Origin of the sequence: Streptomyces sp. NPDC085932, assembly GCF_044540525.1 — a bacterium.
GTDB classification, from domain to species: Bacteria; Actinomycetota; Actinomycetes; order Streptomycetales; family Streptomycetaceae; genus Streptomyces; species Streptomyces levis.
In genome coordinates this window covers 27,936-52,442 of sequence record NZ_JBITSJ010000013.1, presented here as the reverse complement: position 1 = coordinate 52,442, position 24,507 = coordinate 27,936, and the positions used below count along the sequence as shown (strand labels likewise).

The 24,507-nt window shown below is 65.4% G+C and carries 18 protein-coding genes; 7 read left to right on the top strand and 11 right to left on the bottom strand.

Annotated elements, in window-relative coordinates:
* The first annotated feature begins 136 nt into the window (after positions 1-136).
* Positions 137-1,171: a bifunctional DNA primase/polymerase gene (locus tag ACIGAQ_RS37610; RefSeq protein WP_399791340.1), complete on the top strand. Its 1,035-nt coding sequence runs from the start codon at positions 137-139 to the stop codon at positions 1,169-1,171.
* The gene (locus ACIGAQ_RS37605; RefSeq protein WP_399791319.1) at positions 1,168-2,694 is read left to right on the top strand and encodes a phage/plasmid primase, P4 family; all 1,527 of its coding nucleotides are present in this window, start codon (positions 1,168-1,170) and stop codon (positions 2,692-2,694) included. The genes ACIGAQ_RS37610 and ACIGAQ_RS37605 overlap by 4 nt, the downstream gene beginning before the upstream one ends.
* Before the next feature lie 130 nt (positions 2,695-2,824).
* On the opposite strand, the gene ACIGAQ_RS37600 is transcribed toward ACIGAQ_RS37605, so the two are convergent.
* A complete protein-coding gene (locus tag ACIGAQ_RS37600; protein ID WP_399791316.1) occupies positions 2,825-3,295 on the bottom strand; it encodes an aminoacyl-tRNA deacylase in 471 nt (156 codons plus the stop codon).
* A gap of 455 nt (positions 3,296-3,750) precedes the next feature.
* On the opposite strand from ACIGAQ_RS37600, the gene ACIGAQ_RS37595 reads away from it, so the two are divergent.
* Positions 3,751-4,338 (top strand): hypothetical protein, encoded by a 588-nt coding sequence (locus tag ACIGAQ_RS37595; protein ID WP_399791313.1) that lies wholly within the window; start codon positions 3,751-3,753, stop codon positions 4,336-4,338.
* Positions 4,339-4,482: 144 nt separating this feature from the next.
* Here the strand turns inward: ACIGAQ_RS37595 and ACIGAQ_RS37590 are convergent, their stop codons facing one another.
* The 5 genes from ACIGAQ_RS37590 to ACIGAQ_RS37570 form a co-directional block, all read right to left on the bottom strand.
* On the bottom strand, positions 4,483-5,022 hold the full coding sequence (locus ACIGAQ_RS37590) for a VOC family protein (RefSeq protein WP_399791310.1): 540 nt from the start codon (positions 5,020-5,022) through the stop codon (positions 4,483-4,485).
* A 52-nt stretch (positions 5,023-5,074) separates the two neighbouring features.
* Positions 5,075-6,859: a glycoside hydrolase family 15 protein gene (locus ACIGAQ_RS37585; RefSeq protein ID WP_399791307.1), complete on the bottom strand. Its 1,785-nt coding sequence runs from the start codon at positions 6,857-6,859 to the stop codon at positions 5,075-5,077.
* A gap of 100 nt (positions 6,860-6,959) precedes the next feature.
* Positions 6,960-8,459 carry an MFS transporter gene (locus ACIGAQ_RS37580; protein ID WP_399791304.1) on the bottom strand — a complete coding sequence of 500 codons (1,500 nt, stop codon included), beginning with the start codon at positions 8,457-8,459 and terminating at the stop codon, positions 6,960-6,962.
* Between the two features lie 773 nt (positions 8,460-9,232).
* Positions 9,233-10,129 (bottom strand): fumarylacetoacetate hydrolase family protein, encoded by an 897-nt coding sequence (locus tag ACIGAQ_RS37575; protein WP_399791301.1) that lies wholly within the window; start codon positions 10,127-10,129, stop codon positions 9,233-9,235.
* Positions 10,126-11,478 (bottom strand): phenylacetate--CoA ligase family protein, encoded by a 1,353-nt coding sequence (locus tag ACIGAQ_RS37570; RefSeq protein WP_399791298.1) that lies wholly within the window; start codon positions 11,476-11,478, stop codon positions 10,126-10,128. Before ACIGAQ_RS37570 ends, ACIGAQ_RS37575 begins: the two co-directional genes overlap by 4 nt.
* Before the next feature lie 327 nt (positions 11,479-11,805).
* Between ACIGAQ_RS37570 and ACIGAQ_RS37565 the strand changes: the two genes are divergently transcribed.
* A complete protein-coding gene (locus ACIGAQ_RS37565) occupies positions 11,806-12,750 on the top strand; it encodes a PaaX family transcriptional regulator C-terminal domain-containing protein (RefSeq protein WP_399791295.1) in 945 nt (314 codons plus the stop codon).
* A gap of 55 nt (positions 12,751-12,805) precedes the next feature.
* Here ACIGAQ_RS37565 and ACIGAQ_RS37560 read toward each other — a convergent pair whose 3' ends face one another.
* The 3 genes from ACIGAQ_RS37560 to ACIGAQ_RS37550 all read right to left on the bottom strand — a co-directional run bounded on the left by ACIGAQ_RS37560 (position 12,806) and on the right by ACIGAQ_RS37550 (position 16,889).
* Positions 12,806-13,315 carry a YceI family protein gene (locus ACIGAQ_RS37560; RefSeq protein ID WP_399791292.1) on the bottom strand — a complete coding sequence of 170 codons (510 nt, stop codon included), beginning with the start codon at positions 13,313-13,315 and terminating at the stop codon, positions 12,806-12,808.
* Between the two features lie 65 nt (positions 13,316-13,380).
* Complete coding sequence (locus ACIGAQ_RS37555) at positions 13,381-15,678, bottom strand: LLM class flavin-dependent oxidoreductase (protein WP_399791289.1); 2,298 nt, start codon at positions 15,676-15,678, stop codon at positions 13,381-13,383.
* A 668-nt stretch (positions 15,679-16,346) separates the two neighbouring features.
* Entirely contained in the window at positions 16,347-16,889 is a 543-nt protein-coding gene (locus ACIGAQ_RS37550; protein WP_399791286.1) for an AAA family ATPase, read from the bottom strand.
* 1,583 nt (positions 16,890-18,472) lie between these two features.
* On the opposite strand from ACIGAQ_RS37550, the gene ACIGAQ_RS37545 reads away from it, so the two are divergent.
* Positions 18,473-19,519, top strand: a complete 1,047-nt coding sequence (locus tag ACIGAQ_RS37545; protein ID WP_399791284.1) for a GDSL-type esterase/lipase family protein — start codon at positions 18,473-18,475, stop codon at positions 19,517-19,519.
* Between the two features lie 209 nt (positions 19,520-19,728).
* On the opposite strand, the gene ACIGAQ_RS37540 is transcribed toward ACIGAQ_RS37545, so the two are convergent.
* Together ACIGAQ_RS37540 and ACIGAQ_RS37535 are read right to left on the bottom strand one after the other, a co-directional pair.
* Positions 19,729-20,253, bottom strand: coding sequence for a VOC family protein (locus tag ACIGAQ_RS37540; protein WP_399791280.1), 525 nt, complete (start codon positions 20,251-20,253; stop codon positions 19,729-19,731).
* A 188-nt stretch (positions 20,254-20,441) separates the two neighbouring features.
* Entirely contained in the window at positions 20,442-22,181 is a 1,740-nt protein-coding gene (locus ACIGAQ_RS37535) for an FAD-dependent monooxygenase (RefSeq protein WP_399791277.1), read from the bottom strand.
* Between the two features lie 21 nt (positions 22,182-22,202).
* On the opposite strand from ACIGAQ_RS37535, the gene ACIGAQ_RS37530 reads away from it, so the two are divergent.
* Positions 22,203-22,751 carry a winged helix-turn-helix transcriptional regulator gene (locus ACIGAQ_RS37530; protein WP_399791274.1) on the top strand — a complete coding sequence of 183 codons (549 nt, stop codon included), beginning with the start codon at positions 22,203-22,205 and terminating at the stop codon, positions 22,749-22,751.
* Positions 22,752-23,273: 522 nt separating this feature from the next.
* Positions 23,274-24,500, top strand: a complete 1,227-nt coding sequence (locus tag ACIGAQ_RS37525; RefSeq protein ID WP_399791271.1) for a cytochrome P450 — start codon at positions 23,274-23,276, stop codon at positions 24,498-24,500.
* Positions 24,501-24,507 lie beyond the last annotated feature (7 nt).

Below are 24,507 nucleotides of genomic sequence, written 5' to 3'. Positions count from 1 at the left end.
GTTCGCTAGTCTGTGTCCGTCGTTGAGTCGCTTCGGTCGCTGATGAGGAGTGTGGATGCCTGCTGAGCTGCGGTTTCCTTGCAGCGACTCACGGCCACCCGTTCCCGAGCCGTCAGTCGCTGAGCGGTCAGTGGCCATCGCGCGGTGGTGTGCGCGCCAAGGCTGGCCCGTGCATCCCCTTACTGCTGGGCGGAAGACCCCAGCCCCGAACTGCAGCGCTTGCCGCACGACGCCTCACCCGGCTGCTGCATGCCCCTGCATCGCGGCAGGCCGCTGGTGTCACGGCTTCCACGCCGCGACCCTCGATCAGAACCGCATCAGCCAGTGGTGGGGACGGCACCCGGGCTTCGGTGTTGGCGTCTCGTGCGGGCCCGCCGGCCTCGTCGTCCTCGATATCGACGCCCATGCAGCCGAACCGCCCGCGCGGGAACGACTTCTGCCCGGGATTCCCATCGCCGATCACGTCGACCTCACCGGTCTGGCGAACGGCTTTCACACCATCGCTGTCCTCGCCGCTCTGCGGGGCCTGCCCAGCCCTGCCGATGACCAGAGCACCCTGCGCGTGCGCACTCCTTCCGGCGGCATGCACGTCTGGTACAGGGCCGAGGGACGCCTGCGTTGGCAATCGTCGGTGGGCTCCAGCCCGAGACGCGCCCTGGCCTGGCAGGTCGACATTCGTGCGAACGGCAGCTACATCATCGCTCCCGGAACCATCACGCAATACGGCACCTACACCCCTGTCGGTGATGCCCGAGAACCAGCCGCCTTGCCCGCCTGGCTCGCACAGGAACTCGACCGTACGGGCCACTTGCCCGCACCGACCATCCCCACGCCCCGGCCGGTTCCACCTCGTGCCCGACAGGCCGTCTTCGCTGCCGGTGGTGGACGCGCCCACGCCCAACGCCTCCTGGCCTCGGTCCTGGCGCCGGTCGAGGCCTGCGGCGAGATCGCCGAGGGCGCTGGATTCTCCGAGGCCCTCAATCGTGCCGCCTACACACTCGGTGGTTTCATCGCTGCCGGTCGCCTACCCCGAGACGAGAGCGAACGAGCCCTGAGGGAGACCGCGTCCGCAGCCCGTCCCGGGCAGGACCGTCGCATCGAACAGATCATTCGAAGCGGACTCGACGCAGGCCTCAAGCGCCCCTTGCACAGCGGCGGGAGGCATCCATGACGTCGCCCAAGCCTGAAACACTCTTCGAATTTGATCCCGAAGCCGTCGCCGCCCAGATCCGGGCCCAGGGTTCAGCAGCCATTCCGCCTCCCGCTCAGGCCGGCACCGACCGTCTCTCGATCGGCGAGGCGACTCCCGACGGACTGCTGCCCGACACACTCTCCGACCGAGGCAACGCCAAGCTGTTCGTCAAGCTGTACGCCAACGATTACCGACACGTGCCTGGCATCGGCTGGTATCGGTGGGATACCACTCGGTGGCAGATCGATGAGGATGACACCGTGCTGTGGGCCGCCGGTGACCTCGCGGAGAGCATCGCCACCCACGACCCTCGCGGCGTGTTCACCACCAACGCCCTGCACCAGCACCGACGCCGTTCGTTGTCGACCACTGGCATCAACGCCATGCTCACCCAGGCCAAATCGGCCCCCGGTATCGTGCTGAATGCCGCCCGGCTGGACGCCGATCCGTATGCCTTGTGCACGCCGGACGGCATCGTCGATCTGCGTACTGGCCTGGTGAAGAGCCCTGACCCGAACAAGGACTTCCATTCCCACTCCACGACTGTCGGCCCTCAGCATGTCCCCACGCCACGCTGGGCAAGGTTCCTGACCGACACTTTCGGCGATGATGCCGAAGGCCGGGAGATGATCGATTACTTGCAACTCCTGCTCGGATACTCCCTCACCGGCGATGTCGGCGCCCAGATCCTCCCTTTCCTCTTCGGTTCCGGCAAGAACGGCAAGTCCGTCTTGCTCGATGTACTGATGAAACTTCTCGGCGACTACGCCGACGCCGCTCCACCCGGCTTTCTCATGGCCCGCCCTTACGAAGGCCATCCCACCGACTTGGCCGAATTGCACGGCCGGCGCGTCATCGTCTGTTCGGAGGTCAAGCCCGGTGACAAGTTCGACGAGGCTCGTGTCAAGCTGCTGACTGGTGGCGACCGCATCAAGGCACGCCGTATGCGGCAGGACTTCTTCAGCTTCGAACCAACCCACAAGCTGTGGCTCCTGGGCAACCACCGGCCCGAAGTCGGCACCGGCGGCTTCGCCTTCTGGCGCCGCATGCGCCTGATCCCCTTCGAACGAGTGGTCCCCGATCACCGCAAGATCGACAACCTGGCGGACATCCTCGTGACCGAGGAAGGCCCCGGAATCCTGGGTTGGCTCATTGACGGCGCCCGCCGTTATCTCGCAGGCGACCGTGACCTCACTGGGCCTGAACGTGTCCGTATCGCCACCACCGCCTACGCCGATACCGAGGACCACACCGGCCGCTTCTATGAGGAATGCTGTGTCATGGGGGCCGATTTGCGGGCTGAGCAGACGGCGCTCTACGCCGCCTACAAGACCTGGTGTCAGAATGAAGGCGCGCCCGTCATGTCCTCACGCGCATTCGCCTCGCGGACTCGGGAGCTCGTCGGGCTGGCCTCGCCCAAGGAAATGATCCTTTCCAACCAGCGCAAGCACTATCCCGGCATCGGGCTGCTCAGCGAGCAGGATGGAGACCCCCGGGCATGAGTCCGTGATCCACTGATCGGGACGGGATCAGCCGGCGGCCCGCGTATGGAGGCTCCCAGCCCTCGCGCTGTGGAGGTGGCTCCCGCGGCGAGCATCAAGGGAGCCGTGCGCGGCCTGCCACGGGAACACCTCAGCGACGCAGACGTGTCACCTGGGCGCCCGGGAGCCTGGCCAGGTCGGAGGAGCCGACCTGAAGGGTGAACTCTGCGGATCCGGCGCCGCAGTAGACGGGCTGTGTCCGTTCGACGACTGCCGTGTCGATCAGACACAGCACCCCGGGCCGGTGACTCACCGGCGGTATGCCGCCGGGCGTCAGCCCTTCCGCGAAGAGCAGGTCGGCATCCGCCCGCCGCAACTTCGCACGACTGACGCCGACGACGGTCGCGAGGCGAGTGAAGTCCACCCGGTCAGTCGCCCATAGTGCAACCAACAAGAGTGGCGTCTCCGGGGCGGTAAGAGCGAGCGTTTTGACGGCCTGTGACCAGGGGAAGGGGAGGGCCTGACGCTCAGCGATGCTGTATGCGGGCGCGTGTTCGTGGACAGTGTAGGCACAGTGGTGCCTGTCCAGGATGGATCGCCAGGATGCTCTGGGCGTACTCATCAAGAAACTCGGCATTCTGCTCGGCGAAGAAGACGCCATGGAAGCGATGACGTCCCGCCCTGAGCGTGGTCGGCCGCGCGAGACCTCATCAACTGATTCCGGCAACACGGAATCCATCGAGAGTCACATCCCAGCCCGCGCTGTCACCGGGCATCGATGGCGCGCCAGCCGACGCGCCTGGTCACAGGCCACACGCCACACGCACACGTCGAGATGGCCGGGGCAGTGCCGACGCGCATGGGATGACAGGCGTATGGGCATGGAACTTCATGGTTCTGAGGTCCCCGTACGCGAGCGCATGAGTCGTAAGGCAGGAACATCCTTACTCACCGGTACCATTACTTGATTGAGAATCCGGCCGCTGACACGCTGACGGCCGGCCGTGGGCTTTCGACGCAGTACTACACCGAGGAGACCAAGTGCCTGCACATACAGCCACGGCCAGTGAGCTGACTTTGCAGTACATCGACCGGGTAGCCAGCGACCTTGAACGCAACCTCATGGCGCAGGAACGCATCGCCGGAGAGATCGCCGCGCTGGAGCAGCAGTTGGCTGCGCTGCAGCACGATCACACAGTGCTGGTGCACATGCAGCAGGCACTCGGTGTGGCCCACACGGTTCCGAAACCAGTGAGCGCCGCCAGTGCTGGTCTTTTCTCCCCCCGCGACAGTGCCCTGGCAGGACGCCGCCGGAGGGCGAAGGAAGCGACTGCCGCACAGCCGAGGGTGAATGGGCAATCCGTCGACAAGGGGGCGGTGACGGTTCAGCCCACGTTGGTCGATCTCGTCCGTCGCCACTTGAGCGAACAGAACGACGCTCGCTCCGCAAGGGAAATCGCCACCACCCTCGATCAGAACCACAGCGACCGCGAGATCAAGACAACCGTCGTACGCACCACCCTCGAAAACCTTGTCGCCAGAGACTTGGCCCGTCGCACCAAGCAGGGCGCCTCCGTCTTCTACAGTGCCCCACACTCGCCACAACCGACGGTCACGCCCCGCCCAGAACCCCATGCCGACGCCAAGGGCGATGCCACGGCCTGAACGCCGTTTCGGCGACGAGGTGGGAAGATCCTCCCGGGCAGTTGGATGGTTCCGGGTGAGGCCTCGCCGCCTGCCTGGGGCCCGTGTATCGAGCGGCTTGCGCGTTGGGCGGCGCCGTTGCCCAGTCATGTGGTCCGCTGAGCCTCAGCTTTCAGCAGTGGTCAGTGCTTTTTTCGCTAGAGGCAGCGGAGTTGGGTCCGTGAAGTCCCCCGTTCGCCCGAGGGCGCGCTGCTGGCAGGTGAATTCAATATTGCGGCCCTCGGGGTCGAGGAAATAGCAGGACCTGAAGGGGCCGTGATCCAGGATTGCCGATGTCTGCACGCCGTGCGCGTGCAGCGAGGCTACCGCTGCCTTGAGGTCGGCGTCGGTGTCGAACGAGAAGGCGAGATGGTGGAAGCCCCCGTGAGGGCCGTCAAAATCCTTGCCTTGGTCGAAAAAGGCGATGTACTGAGCGGAGTTGACCTCGAAGACATAGAGCTTCGGCTTGACCAGGCCGCCCTGCTTATTGATGACCACGCCTTCATCGTTCTTCATCTCGGTCTCACCGGTGAGATAGTCGTCGACGATGGCCATCACGAGCTTCAGACCGAGAACCTCTCCGTAAAATGAGACGTTCTCCTCCAGGTTGTTGGTGTAGAGATTCACATGGTTGACACCACTGATCGCAGGTCGAGGGTTTGCCACGTCGCAGCTCCTCCGTTGCACCAAGAACTTCTTGTGCAAGACATTCTGAGGGTTAGACGGTTACGGCGCCAGAGGTGTGAACCAGGCAGTCCGCGGAGAACACCAACCCCACGTGAGAGTATGCCTGCGGGAAGTTGCCCAGCTGACAGCCACTGACGGGGTCGTACTCCTCGGCGAGCAGACCTACCTCATTACGGACGGCCAGCAGCCGCTCGAACAGCTCTCCTGCCTCGTCCACCCGCCCCACCAGTGCAAGAGCATCGACCATCCAGAATGAGCAGGCCAAGAACGTTGCCTCTCCGCCTTGAAGCCCGTCGGTGCCGTCGGCGGTCGAGTAACGGGCCACGAAGCCGTCCAGGGCCAAATCGCGGCGGATTGCCTCCACGGTTGCGGTGATGCGGGGGTCATCCGGTGGCAAGAAGCCCTGAATTGGCAGCAGCAGCAGACTTGCGTCCAGATGTGTGCTCCCGTAAGCCTGTACAAAGGTGCCGCGCTCCCGGTCGAACGCGTGGGCGCAAATGTCGTCGTGGATTTCCTGCCGCACGCGTCTCCACCGTTCCAGCGGTCCACGCGACATACCCGCTTCGACAGCGCGGATCGCTCGGTCAACTCCTACCCACGACATGAGCTTGGAGACGGTGAAGTGCTGGCGCGCCCCTCGCACTTCCCACAGGCCCTCGTCCGGTTTCTGCCAGTTGTCGACGATGAAATCGGTACAGGCCCGCAGCAGGCCGGCGGTCCGGCCTCCGGGATCCGGTGGCAGGCCTGCGCGCTCCGCGTGGTCCATGGCCCAGACGAGGCCGCCGTACACGTCGAGCTGGAATTGCTTGGCCGCCGCGTTGCCGATACGGACGGGCCGGGACCCCTGGTGCCCGGGTAGCCAGTCCACTTCGAACTCCGGCAGGCATCGTTCGCCGGCCACGCCGTAGACGATCTGCATCTGGTCCGGATCACCGGCCACGGCACGCAGCAGCCAGTCACGGAAGGCGGTCGCCTCCTCCAGATAGCCGCACGACGTCAGGGCGCGCAGCGTCACGCCGGCGTCACGCAGCCAGCAGTAGCGGTAGTCCCAATTGCGGGAGCCGCCTATCTCCTCGGGAAGTGAGGTCGTTGCGGCGGCGAGCAGGCCGCCGGTGGGGGCGTAGGTGAGGGCCTTGAGTACGGTCAAAGATTCTTGTACCTGCCTTCGCCAGGGCGACCGGTGCACGCCATGGCCGGCCCAAGCCGACCACCAGCGCTGTGTGTCCTCCAGGGCGGTACGGGCATCGGCGAGTTGGGACGCCGGCTCGTGTGAGGGGTGCCAAGCCAACTGGAAGGTGATGGTGTCACCTGCCGCCACGTCGAACCGGGCGATCATCTCGTCTCCCCGCAGAACGGTCTCGACCGAGGTACGCAGACGGATGGCGTTCGGACCCGCGAGCGCGACGCAGTCGCCATCGATACGGCTCGTCCAGGGGATGGAGTGACCGTAGTCGAAGCGCGCCAGGAGTGCGCTGCGCATCTCCACTCGGCCGGCCAGGCCGCGTACGACCCGCACGACGCTCGGTATGGGGCCGGCCACCGGCATACACTCCAGCACCTCGACCGTGCCACCGGCCGTGGTGTACTCGGTACGCAAGACCATGGTCCCAGGCAGATACCGGCGGCTCAGCGCTCCGACGGGCTCTGTCGGCCACAGCCGCCATCGGCCGTGCCGCTCGTCCCCCAGAAGGGCGGCGAAGCAGGCGGCCGAATCAAATCGTGGCCAGCAGAGCCAGTCGATCGAACCGTTCCGTCCGACCAGCGCCATGCTGTGCATATCGCCGAGGGCGGCGTAATCCTCGATCCGTTGCGGCATCGGCGCACCTCCTCCGCATCGGTTGCCTCCGACGCGGTCCGGCTATGCCCCACTATTCCGCTAGTGCGCCGCAGCCGCCAGCAGGGCCCGATCCGATCGCTCAGGAGCGGGGGAGTGACAGGTTCCCGCTCGCGGCGAGTTGCCGCTCGGCCTCCCGGTGGTGTTCTTCCCGGGCCGCGCGTGCGCGTCCGACGCTCCAGTGGCCGGTGAGAAACATGATCGAGGGAAGGAAAATGACCTGCCCGGCAAGACAGATCCACCACCAGGTCTGCCACTGTCCAGGGGCCGCTGCGGCGGCCTGCTGAATCTCGGCTAGCTTCTCCTGCAGACCGGCGGTCGGCGGTGTACCGCTCTTCTTGAGGGCTTCGAGCATGGCGAGGTGCTTGGGAGCCTCGACCAGCGGAGTCACGGAGGTGATGACGTAGGGCAGGAAGAGCGTCGATACGGCGACGACCATGCGCATGGTCCATCCCCACACCGAGAGGCCCGTCGCGGTGAGAGCGGGATTTCTCTGCTCCACGGTCTCGGTGAAGGCGGCCATCCACGAGGCGTCGGCGATGCCGTGGAACAGCCCCAGGAAGGACACCACCGTTACGAACCATATGTAGCCGGCGTTCGCGTCGGTCGTTCCCGTCAGGAAAATCGCGGTAGTCACCACGGTTCCCAGCCCACCCAGTAGAGCGATGGGCTTGCGAACCCCGAGCCGGTCCGACACCACACCCGTCAGGATCAGTGCAGCGGCCTGTACCAGCCAGAACCACAGAAGGATGCCGTTGGCCTCCGCGGCGTCGAATCCGTGGACGATGGTGAGGTAAAGGGTGAAGAAGCTTACCGCCGCGAAGTACAGGAGCATGTAGGTACTGAAGGCGAACGCGGGAACCACGATGTTCAACCGCAGCATCTGTTTCCACGGCGCTGCCACCGCTGCTTGGACGTCGATTCCGCCGGCCCGTGCCTCGACCAGCGCGCGGTCCTGCATGCTCACCATGATCTGACTCCGCAGGGGCCCGGACAGTTCTCTCAGACAGAAGAAGGCCAGGAAGAACACGGCAAGCCCGATCACACCGCAAATGACATATTGACTCTGCCATGTGTGGTAGATGGGCAGGGTGGACTGGGCCAGGGCGGTGACGACGATGCTGCCGCCGATGGGGCCCAGTGACCACAGCCCCATGGCCGCAGCGCGGCCGACCTGAGGTGTGAAGTCCCGGACCAGTGCGGGCGTGGCTACCAGGATGACGCCTTCGATGAGTCCGATGCCCACGGTGGCGGCGGCGAACTCCGTCTTCGTCGTGGCGTTCGGTACGGCGAACAGGATGAGCACAACAGTGGAGAGCAGGCCGTAGACCACGATGTTTGCCCGGCCGAACCGGTCACAAAGGCCTGCAAGGAGAGAGGCGAAGGCACCTACGAGGTTGGAAATGACGGTGAGGACGATGAAGTACTTGAAGGACATGTCCAGGTCGGCGAGCAGTTGTGGGGCAACGGCGCCGGCCACGTAGAGCTGGTAATAGAGAACCATCGTCGTCACGATGACGATCGCCAGGTTGGTCGCTCGGCGGGAACCGGTGGGATAGTGATCGACTTCGCGGCGCCACATCCAGCTCCAGCGAGGTGCGGACCCTCGCTCAACGCGAGGGGTGGATGCATTCTCGGGCATTCGATACTCCAGGACGGCTGACGGCACCCTCCCGAAGGAGAGGCCGGTGGGAAGGCATGACTGCCGGAGCGATAAGGCGAAGGCACTGCTGTGGATGGGCGCCAGTGCTCAAGCGGCTCACGGCGGCGCGGTCCCGCGTCGGTGGTGCCCTGGGGGTGTCCTGGTCCACGACTGGCAGGGGCGGCTTGCATGGCTTTAGGTAGCACAATGGTGGACGCTCGGCACGAGAAGAGCAATATGTCGGACACGATGCTCTGTAAATGCCGTGGCGGCATAGGTCATGCGCGCCTCGGACGCGCCCGTCGCGATCTCGATCGGCCGCCCGGCGTCAACTCCACCAACCTTCTTAACAAAGACGATTGAGGTGGGATGATCAAGGAGCGGAGATACGCCGGACCGCAGCGCACGTGGCTGGGCATCGTCGGGGGAGACATTCGTACTGTCCCAGCTCACGGAGGACTCGCCGAGCCTTCTCCCTTGTGCGGAACGGCTTCGAGGGCGAGAACACGCTGGTGCCAGCCGCATGCCCACGCACGCACACCGGATGTAATGAGGCGCCAGATGTCACGGCCAGGGCCGACCGTCAGGTCGGCCTTCGTGCCGGGCCATGTGCGATCTTGCGCCATTCAAGCCCCGGGCCGAACGCGGACGGCTTCGATACTCGCCCGATGGGCCTCTTGCCTCCGACGGGCGCCCACTGGGGCGCGTGCCGCCTACTCCTCGACGACGGATGTCGTCATTGTGCCCAGCCCGGTGATCTCCAGCCGTAGTACGTCTCCGGCCGTCAGGAAGCGCGGTGGCGTGAAGCCCATACCGACGCCTGCCGGAGTGCCGGTAAGGATGATGTCGCCGGGCCGGAGAGTGAAGCAGGAGCTCACCGCCGAGACGAGGGTGGGCAGATCGAAGATCATCTGCGCTGGGCTGGCATCCTGCCGCAGTTCGTCATTGACCCACAGGCGCATCTGCAGATTGCGGTAATCCGGTACTTCTTCCGAGGTGAGCAGCCATGGTCCGGTGGGACAGAACGTATCGAAGCCCTTGCCGCACAGAGACTGCATGAGCAGCGGGTTCTTGCCGCTCTCGCCGAGAAAGACGTCACGGGCCGTCACATCATTCGCGATCATGTACCCGGCCACGTGGGACATGGCCTCGGACGCGGGAATGCGTCGGCCGCCGATGCCGATCACCACCGCCAGCTCGCACTCGTAGTCCAGTTCGCTCGTTTCCGGCGGCCGCACGACGGGATCGTACGGTCCGCTGACGGACGACGGGGCCTTGGCGAACAGCACGGGACGAAAAGGCCCCGCATGGCGCTTTCCTTCGATCTCGGCCAGATGGGAACGGTAGTTGCCCCCAGCGGCGTACACCATGCCGGGCCGCGGTACAGGGGCGCCGATGCGGGTGTCCGCACTGGCGAGGGCGCCCCGCGCGTGCTCCCGGGCTTCCGCAAGAAGCGGGCGCAGAGCCGGCAGCAGAGGCAAGATCTCCGGCATGCTTGCCTCCCCGAGCCCGTGGGTGGCCAGCACAGGACGCAGCGGGACGATCGATCCGGCGTCCGTGAGCATGCCTGGCTGTTCGGCGCCGCGCGGCCCGAAGCTGACCAGTCTCATGCGCCCGTCCCCTCGGAGACCTGGACGAGTGGGTTCTTGTACTGCCCCTGTGGCAGCGAGCCCGGCGGCACGATGTCCACGTCGACGCGTACCTGCAGGCGGCTTCGCACCGCGCTCTCGATGAGTGTCTTGGCCGCTTCCGCCTCGTCCATGCTCGCCGCTTCCACTTGAAGCGGGATCGGGGAGTCGAATCGTACCTGGTCCCGATGGTGCTTCAGCACGCGCATACGCGATGACACACGGCCGGCCGCCACGTCCAGGACCACGTCGCGGATCGCGGAGGGGAAGACATTCATGGCCTTGTAGATGAGCATGTCGTCCGTACGCCCGACACAACGGATGCGGGGAGCCCCGCGTCCGCACGCACACGACGTGCCCGTGACCACCGCGCGGTCGGCGGAGCGGAAGCGGATCACAGGGGTGCCTTCCCGGCCGAGTGGGGTGTACACCAGTTCTCCAGTGGCTCCCTCTTTCCACTCCACGCGCTCGAGCGTCTGCGGATCGATCAGTTCGACCAGCACGTGCCGTGCAGCGGTGAAGTGCATCCCGCCACCGTGCTCGCACTCCGCCCACATGCCCGCCATGACGTCACAAAGTCCCATGACCTCGTGCACTCCGTCCGCTCCCCAGCCGTCCGCGATCTGCCTGCGGATCTCGGGTTGTGCGAGCCCTGGTTCCCCGCCGCACAGCAGTCGGCGTACTCCGAGTGCGGGCGCGGGGACCCCGATGATGTCCTGGCAGCGGTCCGCGAGGTGTGCGGCGAAGGAGGTGGTGGCCAGGATGCCGGTGGTCCGGACCTTCCGCATGATATCGAGTTGCCGTTCCGTCGGCATGCCGCCGAGCCAGACAAGGTTGGCGCCCACGCGGCGGATGCCTCCCGCGTAAGGCTGGCCGCCGGCGACCATGGGCATACCCGTGAGCAGGGCGAACGTGTCGGTCTCGCGCACGCCTGCAGTGAAGAGCATGTTCGCGACCGCATCCGACCAGCGGTCGACATCGGTGGCGGTGAGAGCGTAGAGGGTCGGGTGGCCAGTGGTGCCCGATGAGGCGAGGGTCTGACTCACTCGTTCCGTAGGCACCGCCTGGGCGGCGCCGTAGGGCGCCGAGGCGTCGGCCTCGTCCTGGGCCTGGCGCAGTTCTTCCTTCGTGGTGAAGGGCAGTTGCCCGAAATCCCCCAGGGACCGCACGTCGGCCCCGAACTTGCGCCGGTAGAAGGGGGAACGCGCCCTTACGTCCGCCACTGTGGAAGGCAGGATCCTCGCCTGCCAGTCGAGCACCTCCTCCCAGGGAAGCGGATCGAGTTCGCCGTCCCAGAAGTCGTCAGTGTGCGAGGTGTTGGCGCTGGCCATCGTTCTCTCCTGCGGTGTGCGTGCTGCAGTACCCGTCCTCCGCCTTCGATGAAGGACTGTGGAGTCGGGCTGCGCCTGTCATATGAGTGGGGGGCCGGTCTCCGGCGACCTCTGGCTGCCGACGGAGCGGACGCTCCGGGCGGATCTTGGTGGCAGGACCGTGCGGAAGACCCGCCCGGAGCGCCTAGCGCGTGGACAAGTGTCCACCCCTCTATGGTAAGCAGTCTCTGTGACGCACGTAAAGAAATCTGTCACATGAGAGGCGGGTGCAGGCTTCTTGAACAGGCTGTGGCCGTAGCGAGCCCACCGGCGCTTAGAGTCAGGGGCATGGCGACTTCTCCCTCTCCCGCAACCAGCCTCAGTGAGGTGGACCTGCCACGGGAGCAGGCCGGGACCTCACCTCAGCACCTCCTGCTCACTTTGCTGGGCGACTACTGGTTCGGCCGCACCGAGCACTTGCCGTCCGCTGCACTTGTGTCCCTGCTGCAGGAGTTCGGCATCACATCGGCAGGTGCGCGATCCGCTCTCAGCCGCCTGACTCGCCGAGGCCTCCTCGAAGTCAGGAAATCGGGGCGTCGCACGGCATACCGGCTCACCCCACGGGCCACGGAGCTTTTGATCGAGGGCCGCAACCACATCATCAACTTCGTGGCCGTCGACCGGCCCTGGGACGGCCAGTGGACCATGGTGGCGTTCTCCGTGCCGGAGGAGAACCGGCACACCCGTCACGCCCTGCGGACCCGCCTGCGCTGGCTCGGCTGCGCACCGTTGTACGACGGATTGTGGGTCTCCCCGCGGGACTGTGGGGAGAAGGCGGTGGAGGAGCTGAGGAACCTTGACGTTCATACGGTCACCGTTTTCCGTGGGCGGCCCCTGCCCGGAGGACCTGATGCCGGGCAGCCATTGCACGCATGGGATCTGGAGGAGTTGAGGACCGCTTATGAGCAATTCATCGGCCGCTTCTCACCGATCCTGGCCCGAGCGGAATCCGGACAGGTGTCCGCGGCCGAGGCCCTCAGGGTCCGCACTCATGTCATGGACACATGGCGCACGATGCCCAGCCTGGATCCGGAACTCCCGGTGGGCATCCTGCCCGGCGACTGGCCGCGAGCACAGGCTCGTAACGTGTTCGTTCGTCTCTACGACGCCCTCGCCCCGCTCGCCGAACTCCGGGTGCGTCAGCTCATTGCGCCCTGCTCCTTGGAACTCTCCGCGCTTGTCCACCACCACGTCACCAGCACTGTTACGCAGGGCGTGCCGGATCGCCCCTAGTCCGGCGTGTCGACCGGCGGGGTCGCCGCGGACAGGCACGGAGCACTGGCCACTGCTAGGTGTTGCGGCGTAGTACGACTTCAAGGTCTATATTCACGTAAGCGCCGATCAGCAACCTCCCTCCCTTCGTAATCCCCGCCGAACGGCGGTCGATGCGGCCCGACGCACGGATCTCGGCCTGGTCGTCTCCCATCCGTATGACACGCACGAGGAGACTCATAGGCGTCAACTTGTCCCGGACCGAGAGAAAGCCGGCCACCTGCCAGCCCTCGCTGTCCGCCTTGAGGGAAGACGAGGTGAAGCTCAGCTCCGGGTAACGGTCCGTGTGGAGGAAGTCGGAGCTGCGGACATGAGCGTCCCGTCTGCTGTTGCCCGTGTCGAAGCCCTTGGCGTCCACTGTCGCGGTGACCTCGCTGGGCTCACCACCGGGCGTGACCATGACCGTGCCCTTCAGAATGGGCAGGGTGCCGGTGACCGTGCGGAACCCCAGGTTGGCCACAGTGAAGGATGCGGTGCTCGCCGTCGTGTCGACGGACCAGGTGCCGTCCTGAACGTTCAGGGTCATGAGTGCTCCCGTGGTGAGGGTGGAACGTGCTCTCGTCCTCGTCGCGGTCTGTCGCGTCGGCTCTTTCAGCCCACCCGTGTGGGTGACGAAGACGGCGTCGAGATCGGGAAATTGCGATTGAAGACATGCTCGGGGTCATAGGTGGCTTTGATCAGCCTCAGCCGGCGCAGGGTCGCCTCCGGGAAGGCGTCGCGTAACTGCTGGTCGCCCGTGCGGGTCTCGAAGCTGAGATAGAGACCATGGAGGTGGGGGTACAGACGCTCCCAGTGCCAGTCCAGCGCTGTGTGGTGACGCGGGTGGGAGGCGGCCATGACGGAGAAGTTCTGGGTGCGGTGGGCGTAGGCGGTCGCATCGGGGGCGGCGTCGTTGACCGCGCCGCCGATCGACCGGAACTGGACCAGCGGTATCCGCCCGGCAGCCAGGGCGGAGCCCACTTCACGGGCGATGGGGCTGGTGATGTGTTCCAGCAGTCCGGAGCGGGCCTCGCCGAGATCCTGCCGTCCTTGGTTCGGCCGGCCGCTCGAGCACACCAGGTGCGGATACGCCAGGTGATGGATCTGTTGTGAGAGGACCGGCCCAGCCTTCAGCAGGGGATTGAGGGCCTCGCGTGCAGCGTCGAGACTGCTCCCGGCATAAACGGTCCTCGCTTGAGCTACGGGACCGGTACGGGTCGGGACGAGGGTGAGGAAACTGGTGATCTCTCGCGGTGCCGCCTCCACCGCAGCACCCCAGCGGGTGAGAAGAGCGGATGCGTCCGAGGCGTCGTAGGTGATGACGCCGAACGCGAGGCGCCCCACTTCGCTGGCCTCGAATTCGAAGGCGGTTACTACCCCCAGGTTCGCTCCGGCCCCACGCACCGCCCAGAACAGGTCGGGATGAGTTTCCGCATCGGCGCGTACGAATGACCCGTCGGCGAGAACCATGTCGACCGCCCGTACCCGGTCGATGGTCAGCCCGTGCAGACGGGCGAACCAGCCGATGCCGCCGGAGGTCGCCAGACCCCCCACCCCGACGTCGCCGGAGTCACCGGAGCTGAGGGCCAGACCGCGTGGAGCCAGATGGCGGGCGACGTCCCCCCAGCGGGCGCCGGCCTCGATCCGCACGCGCCGCGCCTGCCGTGTCATGACCGTCGTCCGGTTTATGGCGGAGAGGTCGATGACGATGCCACCGTCGTTGGTGCTACGACCGCTGATGCCATGGCCTCCGCTTCGGACCGATAGCGGCATCTGCCGGGTGCGGGCGAACTCGAGCGCCGCGGCGACATCGTCCCGGTCGCGTACGCGCAGAATGAGCGCGGGTTCGCCACGGTGCACATAGCTGTGGCGAAGCCCGCGGTACTCCGGATCGCCGGGGCGCACCGCGACCGACGCGAGTCGGGCAGGCAGGGCGTCAAGGCGACAACGGCCGTCCGCATTGACGACTGCGGGTGCGGCAGCACGCCGGAATCCGGAACCGCTGGAGGTATCCGCGGGCACCACGGGTGGGGTCCGCTCGGCGGCTACGGCCTCTCTGAGCGCAGGGGCGACCTCCTGTCCGAAGGCGTGCAGCATGCCGGAGTGGTCGCAGTGGAGGATGAAGGTGCTGAATCCCATCTCCCTGACCAAGGGCAGCAACTGCTCGGGCCAGTCGGCCGGGGTGCCCCGCAGCCCTCCGGGGAAGTGCCCCGGGCGGACGGTGAGCAGGCGGCGGATGCGCCGTGGGTCACGGCCGGCGGTCTCTGCCGCCTCGTCGATGATGCTTTGGGAGGAGGCCATGTCGGCTTGTTTGAGAAAGCCCGCTGACGGCAGCCAGCCATCAGCGGTCTGGCCCGTCAGGCGCAGCATGCGCGGCTTGTAGGCAGCGATCCACAGCGGAATGTCGTGCGCCGGGCGTGGACCGCGTGCGGCGTCCTCGACGTAGTGATGGCGTCCGCGTGTCGTCAGCAGGCCGCTGTCCGAGGTGTTCCACAGCCCTCGCATCACGGTGATGGCCTCCTGGAGCGCATTGACGCGCTGAGCGGGGGCCAGCAACGGTGCTCCCAGCGACGTGATGTCGTCCCACGAGGCGCCCGCACCGAGACCCATCGCCAGACGGCCCTCGGAGAGCAAGTCCAGGGATGCCGCGGCCCGGGCGGTGACCGCGGCCGGTCTGAGGGGAAGGCACAGAACGTTGGGGGCCAGGATGACGTGTCGCGTACGCGCAGCGACGAACGCGAGGAGGGTCCAGGCGTCGATGAGGGACGGTTGATAGGGGTGGTCCTGGAAGGTCACCAGTTCCAGACCGGCCGCCTCGGACGCGACGGCGAGTGCCACGGGGCGTTCAGGACTCGAAGAAGCAGACGTGAGTGAGGAACCGAACATCAGCTCGTGTCCGTAGTCGGGCACGATGCCCTCCTTCCGCCGGAACTGCGACGAGGTGGTGACGGCTTCCCTCCGGCCGCTGAGCGGGCGGTCGGCGGAGGGGCGTGGAGCCATGGGCCCCGTGATAAAAACAACGTAGCACTTGGTTTTTGTAAAAACAGAGCGTCGGTCTGGTTTTGTTTGCGCCGGTCCGCCCGCCGAAGGGCGTCGCCGTCCGTCGCCTTGTAGGCGCTCTGCCGCGTCGGCCGCCCTCGTAGAGACGGCACAGTTCTTCTTGAAGTCGCGGTGGACGGCCCCGTGTCGCCACATGACACGAGGGGCTCCGCAGCGCGGAGCCCCCCTGCAAGGCCCCGTAGCGCGCGGGCGGAGCCGGGTCGGCGCGGCTCGACATTGTGGCGTCGGCAGGACCAGCGCCCCGGACCCCCGGCCGCGACTGCTTCCGGAATCGGTGCCGACAGGTCACTACAAACGGCCATCGCACGAGCTTCCGTCGCAGAAGGCGGGGCCCGCCCGGCGCTACGGCGTGGAGCTGCGACCGGCGATACGTCCCTATGCCGGTGCGCCCGGTCGCTTCGCAGCTCCGGACAACGCATTCGAGGTGTGAGCACAGAAGGCGCGGCGCCTGTCACCGCGAGGATGGATCGCGCTCCGGCGGAGGAGGTTGGCTGTGCCACCCGTCCCCAAAGCCGAATTCAGGACTGACCTGCTCTACTCATCGCCGCCAGCGTTACATCGATCCGCCGGTCGAGCGGCACGGTCAACTCGAGAATAGGAAGCTCGCCCCATGCGTGCAGCGGATCGGCGTGAAGGATGTCCAGGAGTTCATCATTTACGGATTCGCGCAGTCGGGGCATTTCTGCCTTTGGTAGAGACTTTTCGGTCTCGGCCGTGATGGGCGCGACGACCAGTATGTCCAGGCCTGTCATGACTGACTCCAGCGCGTACGGAGCAGCTTCCTCAGCGATGTCATGTCCTTGGACAGCAAGGTAGGCGAGGAAGTCCACCGGCGTGCGGTCGAAGATGATGTCGTCGGCAGGGGAGTGCAGCAGAAGGACGGATCGTTTGAGCTGTGCCCTGTAATCCTCGGGCGAGGGTGGATAGGAGAATTCGTAACCCTCTTCTTCGAGCAGTAAATACGGCTCATCGACAGGAACATGGTCAGGCAGGTGTGCGCATAGTCCTTCGATTAGGGTGGTCTTTCCGGTTCCGTGTGCACCGGATACTCCGATCCGCATGGCAACTCCCTGTCTCGGTCATCGTTTCGCTTCGGGTTCTTACCTGCTGGAAAGCCCTGAGAAGATACCTTCGGCCCACCGGTTCCTGGCCCCGCGATGCGAGGCGACAACTGTGGAAGCGTCCTGAAAAGGCGCCGTATCATGAACTGCGCAAGCGGGTCCGAGGCGTGAACGGAATATGGATGTGGACGTGCGTATCGATAGAAGCCCCGTGCGTGGATAGGGCTTGGAGCAAGGCAAGATATCACCCGAAACTGTGGTTCGGAATAGGAGTTGACACACTTGATCGTCTGCGATGAGAGCCGTGGTAGGCGTGAGGGCGGCGCCGTGACGGCTCAGGATGTGCCGTCGGGAGAGGACGTTGTCACTCACATCTCCTTGAAGGCTGTCACGGACGCGGGAGCGTCTCGGCATCGGAGCCTTGCGTCGGAACAGCCGGGCAACCGCCGAAGGCACGGATAGGTGAGTACGCCGGCCAGGACCAGGATCATAGTGGTCGCGCCGAGCACAATGCCGCGCGACAGGGACCAGGGCATGAAGACAATCTCCGGGCGGGAGGCCGTCCTGGCTGAAGGTCACCGAGGAGCGCCGTCACAACTCCCGGAACTCCGGTCCAACACCGGCTCCACAGTCGGGAGCCATGGGGTACGGACTGAGGTCACTGCAGGCGAGCCGAGGTCCGGCCGGCGGCCGGCCAAGACTCGAACAGGGACCGTTGCGAGACACCGCGGGTCCAGGCATCGAAGCATGGAGGGGCGGTTGTCCTCCCCATGTGAACCGCCCGTCCATGCGCCTGTGGTGCCTTGCACGGCGTCGCAGCCGACTACGGTCTTCCCCTGCTGAGAGCCGCGGCTGCCTTGAACGCGAAGGCCTTCGGATACGAGGGACGGAAGCAAGGGCCCCAACTGGGATGTGGTCCGCCGCGGCGGATGAACCCTGGGTGCTCTGCGCGAATCGGCGAGTGTGGCGCTGAGGGATGAGACGGCCGACCTGAGAGGTCTCGCAGGCGCCCCGCCGATCCGATCACTGGTTCCATCCCACCCCCCGCCGACCCACCAGACATCAGGGACAATCCCTAGCCGGATCTTCGATATGCGCGGCGAGGCGGGCGGCGAGCGTGACTGTTGGCCGTACCCCTGGCAGTGGGGCCGCAGTGCGCCAGTGTCGCTGCCTTGTGGACGGAGCGTTCATGCATCACAGGGCTCCGGGTCAGCCGGATGCGCACTCGTTTCCAGTGAATCGCTCCGGCTCTCCCGCAGATCGCCGGCCGCAGACTCTTCACCTCGCCTGAGGCAGACAATCCTGGCTGGATTTCGCTGTTCACCACTTCGTCCAGGCTGTTGCCGCAGTCCCCGCTGACGCCGGCAGGTGCATTTTAGGGAGATGTCCTAGGTAGGTGCAGGTCGATGGTTTGTAGAGTAGCAACCAATCCGCCTTCGATGTGATCAGGGCGGTTTACCGTTGCTGCGAAGCGCAGCCCTTCACAATGCCATGCCTTTCGGCATCGCCCCTCGACAACTGGAAAGTGCACGTAAGTGATGAGATTCCTTAAGCGTCCCGGCCCCGGGCTGTTCATTTCCGCCATGACGGCCGTATTGTGCGCGCCCGGGCTTGCCGTTGCCGACGAGGCGAGCAACGGGAAGGAAACCACGTACTACATATCGCTTGGCGACTCCCTGGCCACCGGCTATCAGCCGGACGTCGACAAGGACACCGCTGTCGCCTACACCGATCAGCTGTATACACAGCTCAAGCGTCGAGACCCCAACCTCCAGCACATACGCCTGGGGTGCACAGGGGAAACCACGGAGTCCCTGATCAAGGGCGGCAGATGTGATTACCCGCAGGCCCAGTCGCAACTGGATGCGGCTTTGAAGGCGTTGGCTCAGCACAAGGGCAAGGTGGCATACGTCTCCCTGAGTGTCGGCGCCAATGACATCCAGGCCTGCGTCGGCCCGGCCGAGACCCTCGACGCGGCGTGCCTGAACACCGCCGGCCAGGCCATGGGTGAGCACCTCACGCAGATCGCGGCGGCCCTCCGCAAGGCAGGGACTGAGCACACCCAGTACACAGGATCGACCTATTACAACCCGTTCCTGGCAGCCTGGCTGACGGGGACCCCAGGGCAGAAGACCGCCGAGGAATCGGCCCCCCTCATCAGGGCCGCCAACAGAGCAATCAGCCAGGTGTACGGGACCGCCGGCTTCGAGGTGGCTGATGTGGCCGGTGCCTACTCCTCAGAAGACTCAACCACCCTGGTGAATGTGCCCGGCGCGGGTGTGGCGCCTAAGAACGTGGCCAAGATTTGTCAGCTGACCTGGACGTGTACTGATGAGAAGGATCCTCATCCGAACGCCGACGGCCACAAGGTGATTGCCGGGGCGTTCTCTGCGGTTCTCGCGGAGAGGCACACGCCCCACCCAACTATGTCCACACCTTCCAACGAGTCGGCCTCGTCCGCGCCCACCGGGAAAACTGAGGGGAACAACCCGACAACGGACGGGGACCTTGCCGAGACCGGTGCGTCGAACACCACACCGGCCCTCGCTGGTGCCGGTCTCGCGATCGTGCTGGCGGGCAGCGCCGGGGTCTACTTCGCACGTAGGCATCGCGCAACTGACCGAAACTGACGTGAGCACCCAATGATCGGACAGGCAGTCGGGCAGTCGTACACCTGAACGTCCCAGCCTGCGGCAATGGTCAGACCGGCGCCCTGGTTCTGGTCTGACCATGCTTGTCCGAGGCAGATCGAGTCCCGACGGCCCGTCGCTGAGTAGCTGCGCTTTCCAACCTTGCGTAGCAGGTTATCCCGGGCGTGGTCGAGCCGCCGCGCGTACCTTCATTCGATGTCCGGACGTCTCATGAGCTGAGCTTCAGGAACGCCCGAACGAAGACGTTTGAGCATGTCATCCGGATCGAATTCGATACCGATCGGGTTACTTCTGTACGCTGGAGACTGCATGAAATCATTGGCCTCCTCGGATGTTTCGAAGACATCGACCTGAAGCTCCGATTGATTTCCGTCCGGGTCTCTGTAGTACAGGGAGATGGTGGGGCCGTGATTCACGCAGAACCACGGCAGCACCCCCTTGGGCCTCAGCTTCTCGTAATGGTGGAGGAGTTCACTGAGAGAGGCGTAGCAGAATGCCATGTGGTGCATGCCTGCGGCATTAGGAATACGCTCCGAGTACTGCTCGAGGTGGAGCAAGGCGATCCTGTGATGCTCGTCGTCGTACGTCAAGAGGCACATCGGGCCGACTTCGGCCTGTACCCGGGCTCCGAGCAATTGACAGTACCAGTCGCGCAACACGGGTATCTGGTTGGTTTGGAGCACGACATGCGAGAGTTTTATAGGGGAGGTCATTCGAATCTCCAGCTTCCATGGTAGTGGGGGTAAAGCAGGCGCAGCACCTGGAGCCGGTCTGGGAGAACGGGAGAAGAGACCGCTGTCTCCTGGTACCGGAGAGCCGTGCTCGACGGACCTGTTGATCCGATGGCCCTCCCAGCGAGCGAGACATCCGGCTGGCTGACGTCGTGAGGGCAGGAGCCGCGTCAGTCCTCTGCAATGCTTCCGATGGCCACTTCGAAGGGCGCCAGCACGGCGTCGAATATCCTGCCCATCGTCGCCGAGGCATCGGCTGGTGCTCTGCGCGAAGTGCGCCAGGCGACATGGCCGTCCGGACGTATCAGGCAGGCGCCGGACAAGCCCACGCCGGCAGTTTTGTGCCATGCCCCACTCGGATCGCGGAGATCGGCGCCCGCACCTATGCGGAAGGCCGAGAGGGGAATGCTTCGCTCAGCGGCGGCTGCGTTGGCCCCCGCCAGCCAGCCGTCACCTTCCTCAGCCGCCAGGACGACAAATCCGTCGCCGAAGAGGTCAAGGGTTGAGATGTCGTATCCGTCGCGGGTGAGCACGTGGTGCGGGGCTCGCGATCCTACGGCCCCGTCCGGGACGAAGGGTGCTGTCTCATTTATGGGCTGCGTGTTCGATGCGGGCTCGGCGACGAGGGCACCACGGTGGTAGCGGAACCCTATGTCTTGGGGCAGGGCATCGAACTGGACGGACTGTCCCGGGATAGCCGCGCGAATGCGGGCCCGAAGTGTGTCGGCCTGTTCGCCGTCCTTCTCCAACTGATCAGCGAATGCGTACACCTCGGAGCCCAGACCCGTCTCGGACATGAGCAGCATGTTTTCGGCGCTGCGCTCGCTGTTGAGCAGAGCGATCGGTCGACGTTCGGACTCGTAACTGTCCAGCAGGCTCAGCGGAGCCCAGCCGTGATACACGCCGACGATCTTCCAAGCGAGATTGTGTGCGTCCTGAATGCTGGAGTTCATGCCGAAGCCGCCTGTAGGGGGAAACCGGTGAGCCGCGTCTCCCACCAGGAAGATTCTGCCGTCCCGGAACTTCTCGGCGACCTCGGCCTTCATCGTCCACGGGCGGGCGTCGAGCACCTTCACCGGAAGGTCGGCAACGCCGACGATGTCGCGGACGGTCTCGGTGCACCAGTCATCATCCAGCCGCACGTCAGTGGTGCGAGGGAGCACCGTGACGTACCAGCGATCGCGGCCGTCCAGTGTGACGAGAGCACCACTCGAGCCGCTGTTGATCACCCAGTAGATCGCTGCGGGGGCGGGACCTGCCCATGGGCGGAGATCCGCTTCGAAGTAGATGTTCACAAAGCTGATCGCCAGGTCCAACCCTGCCATGCCGATCTGCAGAGAACGACGGATCGGGCTGCTCGCACCGTCGCAGGCCAGGAGATACCGGGCGTGCACCTTACGCCTCGTGCCATCGGCAGAGCTGGTCAGTGTTGCGCTCACCCTTGTGGCGTCCTGCACGACGTCACTGACGCGCGTCCCCATGCGCAGGTCCACGAGCGGCTGTTCTCTTACGGCATCCAGCAGAGCCGGCTCCACCACGTCTTGTGGGCACCATGCGACCGACGTTGGGCTGACGCTGCGCCGGTTCGCGCTGTCTGCCTCATCTGGGCTGATGGCCAGGCGGCCGAACTCTTCACCGCTGAGGGAATGGCACCAGGCGATCTCACCGAACCCCGGCAGAGCGTGCTGCCGCACCTGGCTCTCCAGGCCCCATTCCCGCAGGAGCTCCATGGTGCGGGTGCGTACACCAGTCGCCCGCGGTAACCTGCCGACTTCCGTGTGTGACTCGGCAAGAACGCAGGGGACCCCCATACGCGCGAGACAGAGCGCAGCACTGAGGCCGGCCGGGCCGCCCCCGACGATCAGAACGGGAACCTCGTCCGGAGATTCATCGGACCCTAGATCCTGCATTTCGGCTCCCTACGCTGGAACATGACAGTAGGCATGGATGTAAGTGCTGCGTCGGACGCGGCAGATGGCAGCGGAGAATTCGCTGCTCTCCGGTGCATGCCAAGACTTGTGTTGCTTTGTAGTGTGAAAGACCCGCAGGTCAGGAAGAAAGAAGGCACTTTCATGTGGTCAACGCACACCCATGTTCCCGACCGTGTGGGAGCCGATCACCAGAGTTGCGAGATACGCGATCTCCTGGACCGAGTCGGTGACAAGTGGAGCATGCTCGCCATGGCGCAACTCAGCGCGGGCCCGTGCCGCTACGGTGAGTTGCGGCGCTCAATCGACGGCATCTCACAGCGCATGCTCACGTACACCCTGCGTGGCCTGGAAAGGGATGGGCTGGTCGTACGGAAGGTCATCGACAGCACGCCGCCGGCCGTGGAGTACGCCCTGACGAGCGTGGGCCGGTCGCTCCTGGACCAATTGGCCCAGCTGACCGAGTGGATGCGGACCAATCGCGACTATGTGCTGGAAAGCCGTCTGCGCTACGACGAGGGCCCTGCGCGGGAGTCGCACTCCGGGCCCTGACAAGGCGACCGTACCGAAGGGCTACCGACTCCGGCGCACCGGTCGGCGGCATGGCTCGCTTGGCCAGCCGCAGGTGTCGCTGCCGCAGGCCGGCCGAGCGCCGCTACCGGCACGCAGGACGACGACCATGCCGTAGTCGTCGCCGATGTGCCACGCCGCTCAGTGTCAGGTGCGCCAACAGCCATGCAGGTCCCACAGCGCCCGACCGGCCCTGCGTGCGTTTTCTACACCATGGGCCCATCGTCCCGGCTGGGCAGGCGGTGCAGGCGTTCTGCCAGCGAGTGCCGGGCCAGGCTTGCTCGTTGTGATGCCTGAAGCGGAGCCACGTTCACTACACGCTCCGCACGGTCTGTACCACCGACCGCAATCAAGGCCGGGCGCCGACGCCGGAAAATCGACCCACGTTGTCCGATTCCGCACGTGCACCCGCCGAACTTCGGCCAGTTAGGCACTGTTTGAGCCAGACAAAGATCCCTAATCTGTTGCCCGCAGATTCACCATCCGTCTACTCAGGGGAGCTCAGTGTCCACTGCCGAGCAGGTGCCCGACATTCTTTCGCCCGAGTTCGCCGCGGATCCGTACCCCGCGTACGCGGTGATGCGGGAAGGGAAACCCCTGATCTGGCACGAGGCCACACAGAGTTACATCATCTCCCGCTACGACGACGTCGAACGCGTCTTCAAGGATAAGAAGTCGCAGTTCACGACGGACAACTACAACTGGCAGTTGGAGCCGGTTCACGGCAAGACGATCCTCCAGCTCAGCGGGCGTGAGCATGCGGTGCGGCGCGCCCTGGTGGCGCCGGCTTTCCGGGGCAAGGATCTGCAGGAGCGGTTCCTGCCGGTCATCGAGCGCAACTCGCGTGATCTGATAGAGACCTTCCGGCACTCCGGCTCCGCCGACATCGTCAGCGACTACGCGACGCGCTTCCCGGTCAACGTGATCGCGGACATGTTGGGTCTGGACAAGGCAGATCACGCCCGCTTCCACGGCTGGTACACGGCCGTCATCGCCTTCCTCGGCAACCTCTCGGGAGATCCCGAGGTGACCGCCGCGGGTGAACGCACCCGGGTGGAGTTCGCCGAGTACATGATCCCGATCATCCGCGAGCGGCGCGACAACCCGGGCGACGACCTGCTGTCGACGCTCTGCGCCGCTGAGGTCGACGGGGAGCGGATGAGTGACGAGGACATCAAGGCGTTCTGCAGCCTGCTGTTGGCCGCCGGCGGGGAGACGACGGACAAGGCGATCGCGAGCATCCTGGCCAACTTGCTGATGCACCCCGACCAGTTGGCGGCGGTCCGGGCCGACCGGAACCTGATCCCGGCCGCGTTCGCCGAGACCCTGCGCTACACCCCCCCGGTGCATATGATCATGCGGCAGTCGGCCACCGATGTGGAGGTCACCGGGGGGACCATTCCAGCGGGGGCCACGGTAACCTGTCTCATCGGTGCCGCCAATCGGGACGAGCGTCGCTTCCGCGCCCCCGACAGGTTCGACATCTTCCGTGACGACCTGAGCACGACGTCGGCGTTCACGGCCGCCGCCGACCACCTCGCCTTCGCCCTTGGCCGGCATTTCTGCGTCGGCGCGCTGTTGGCCAAGGCGGAAGTCGAGACCGGCATGAACCAGCTGCTCGACGCCATGCCGGACCTCAGGCTTGCGGACGGCTTCGACCCGGTCGAGCACGGCGTGTTCACTCGCGGTCCGCAGTCGCTGCCGGTGCGCTTCACCCCTGTCACCGGCTGAGCACGCT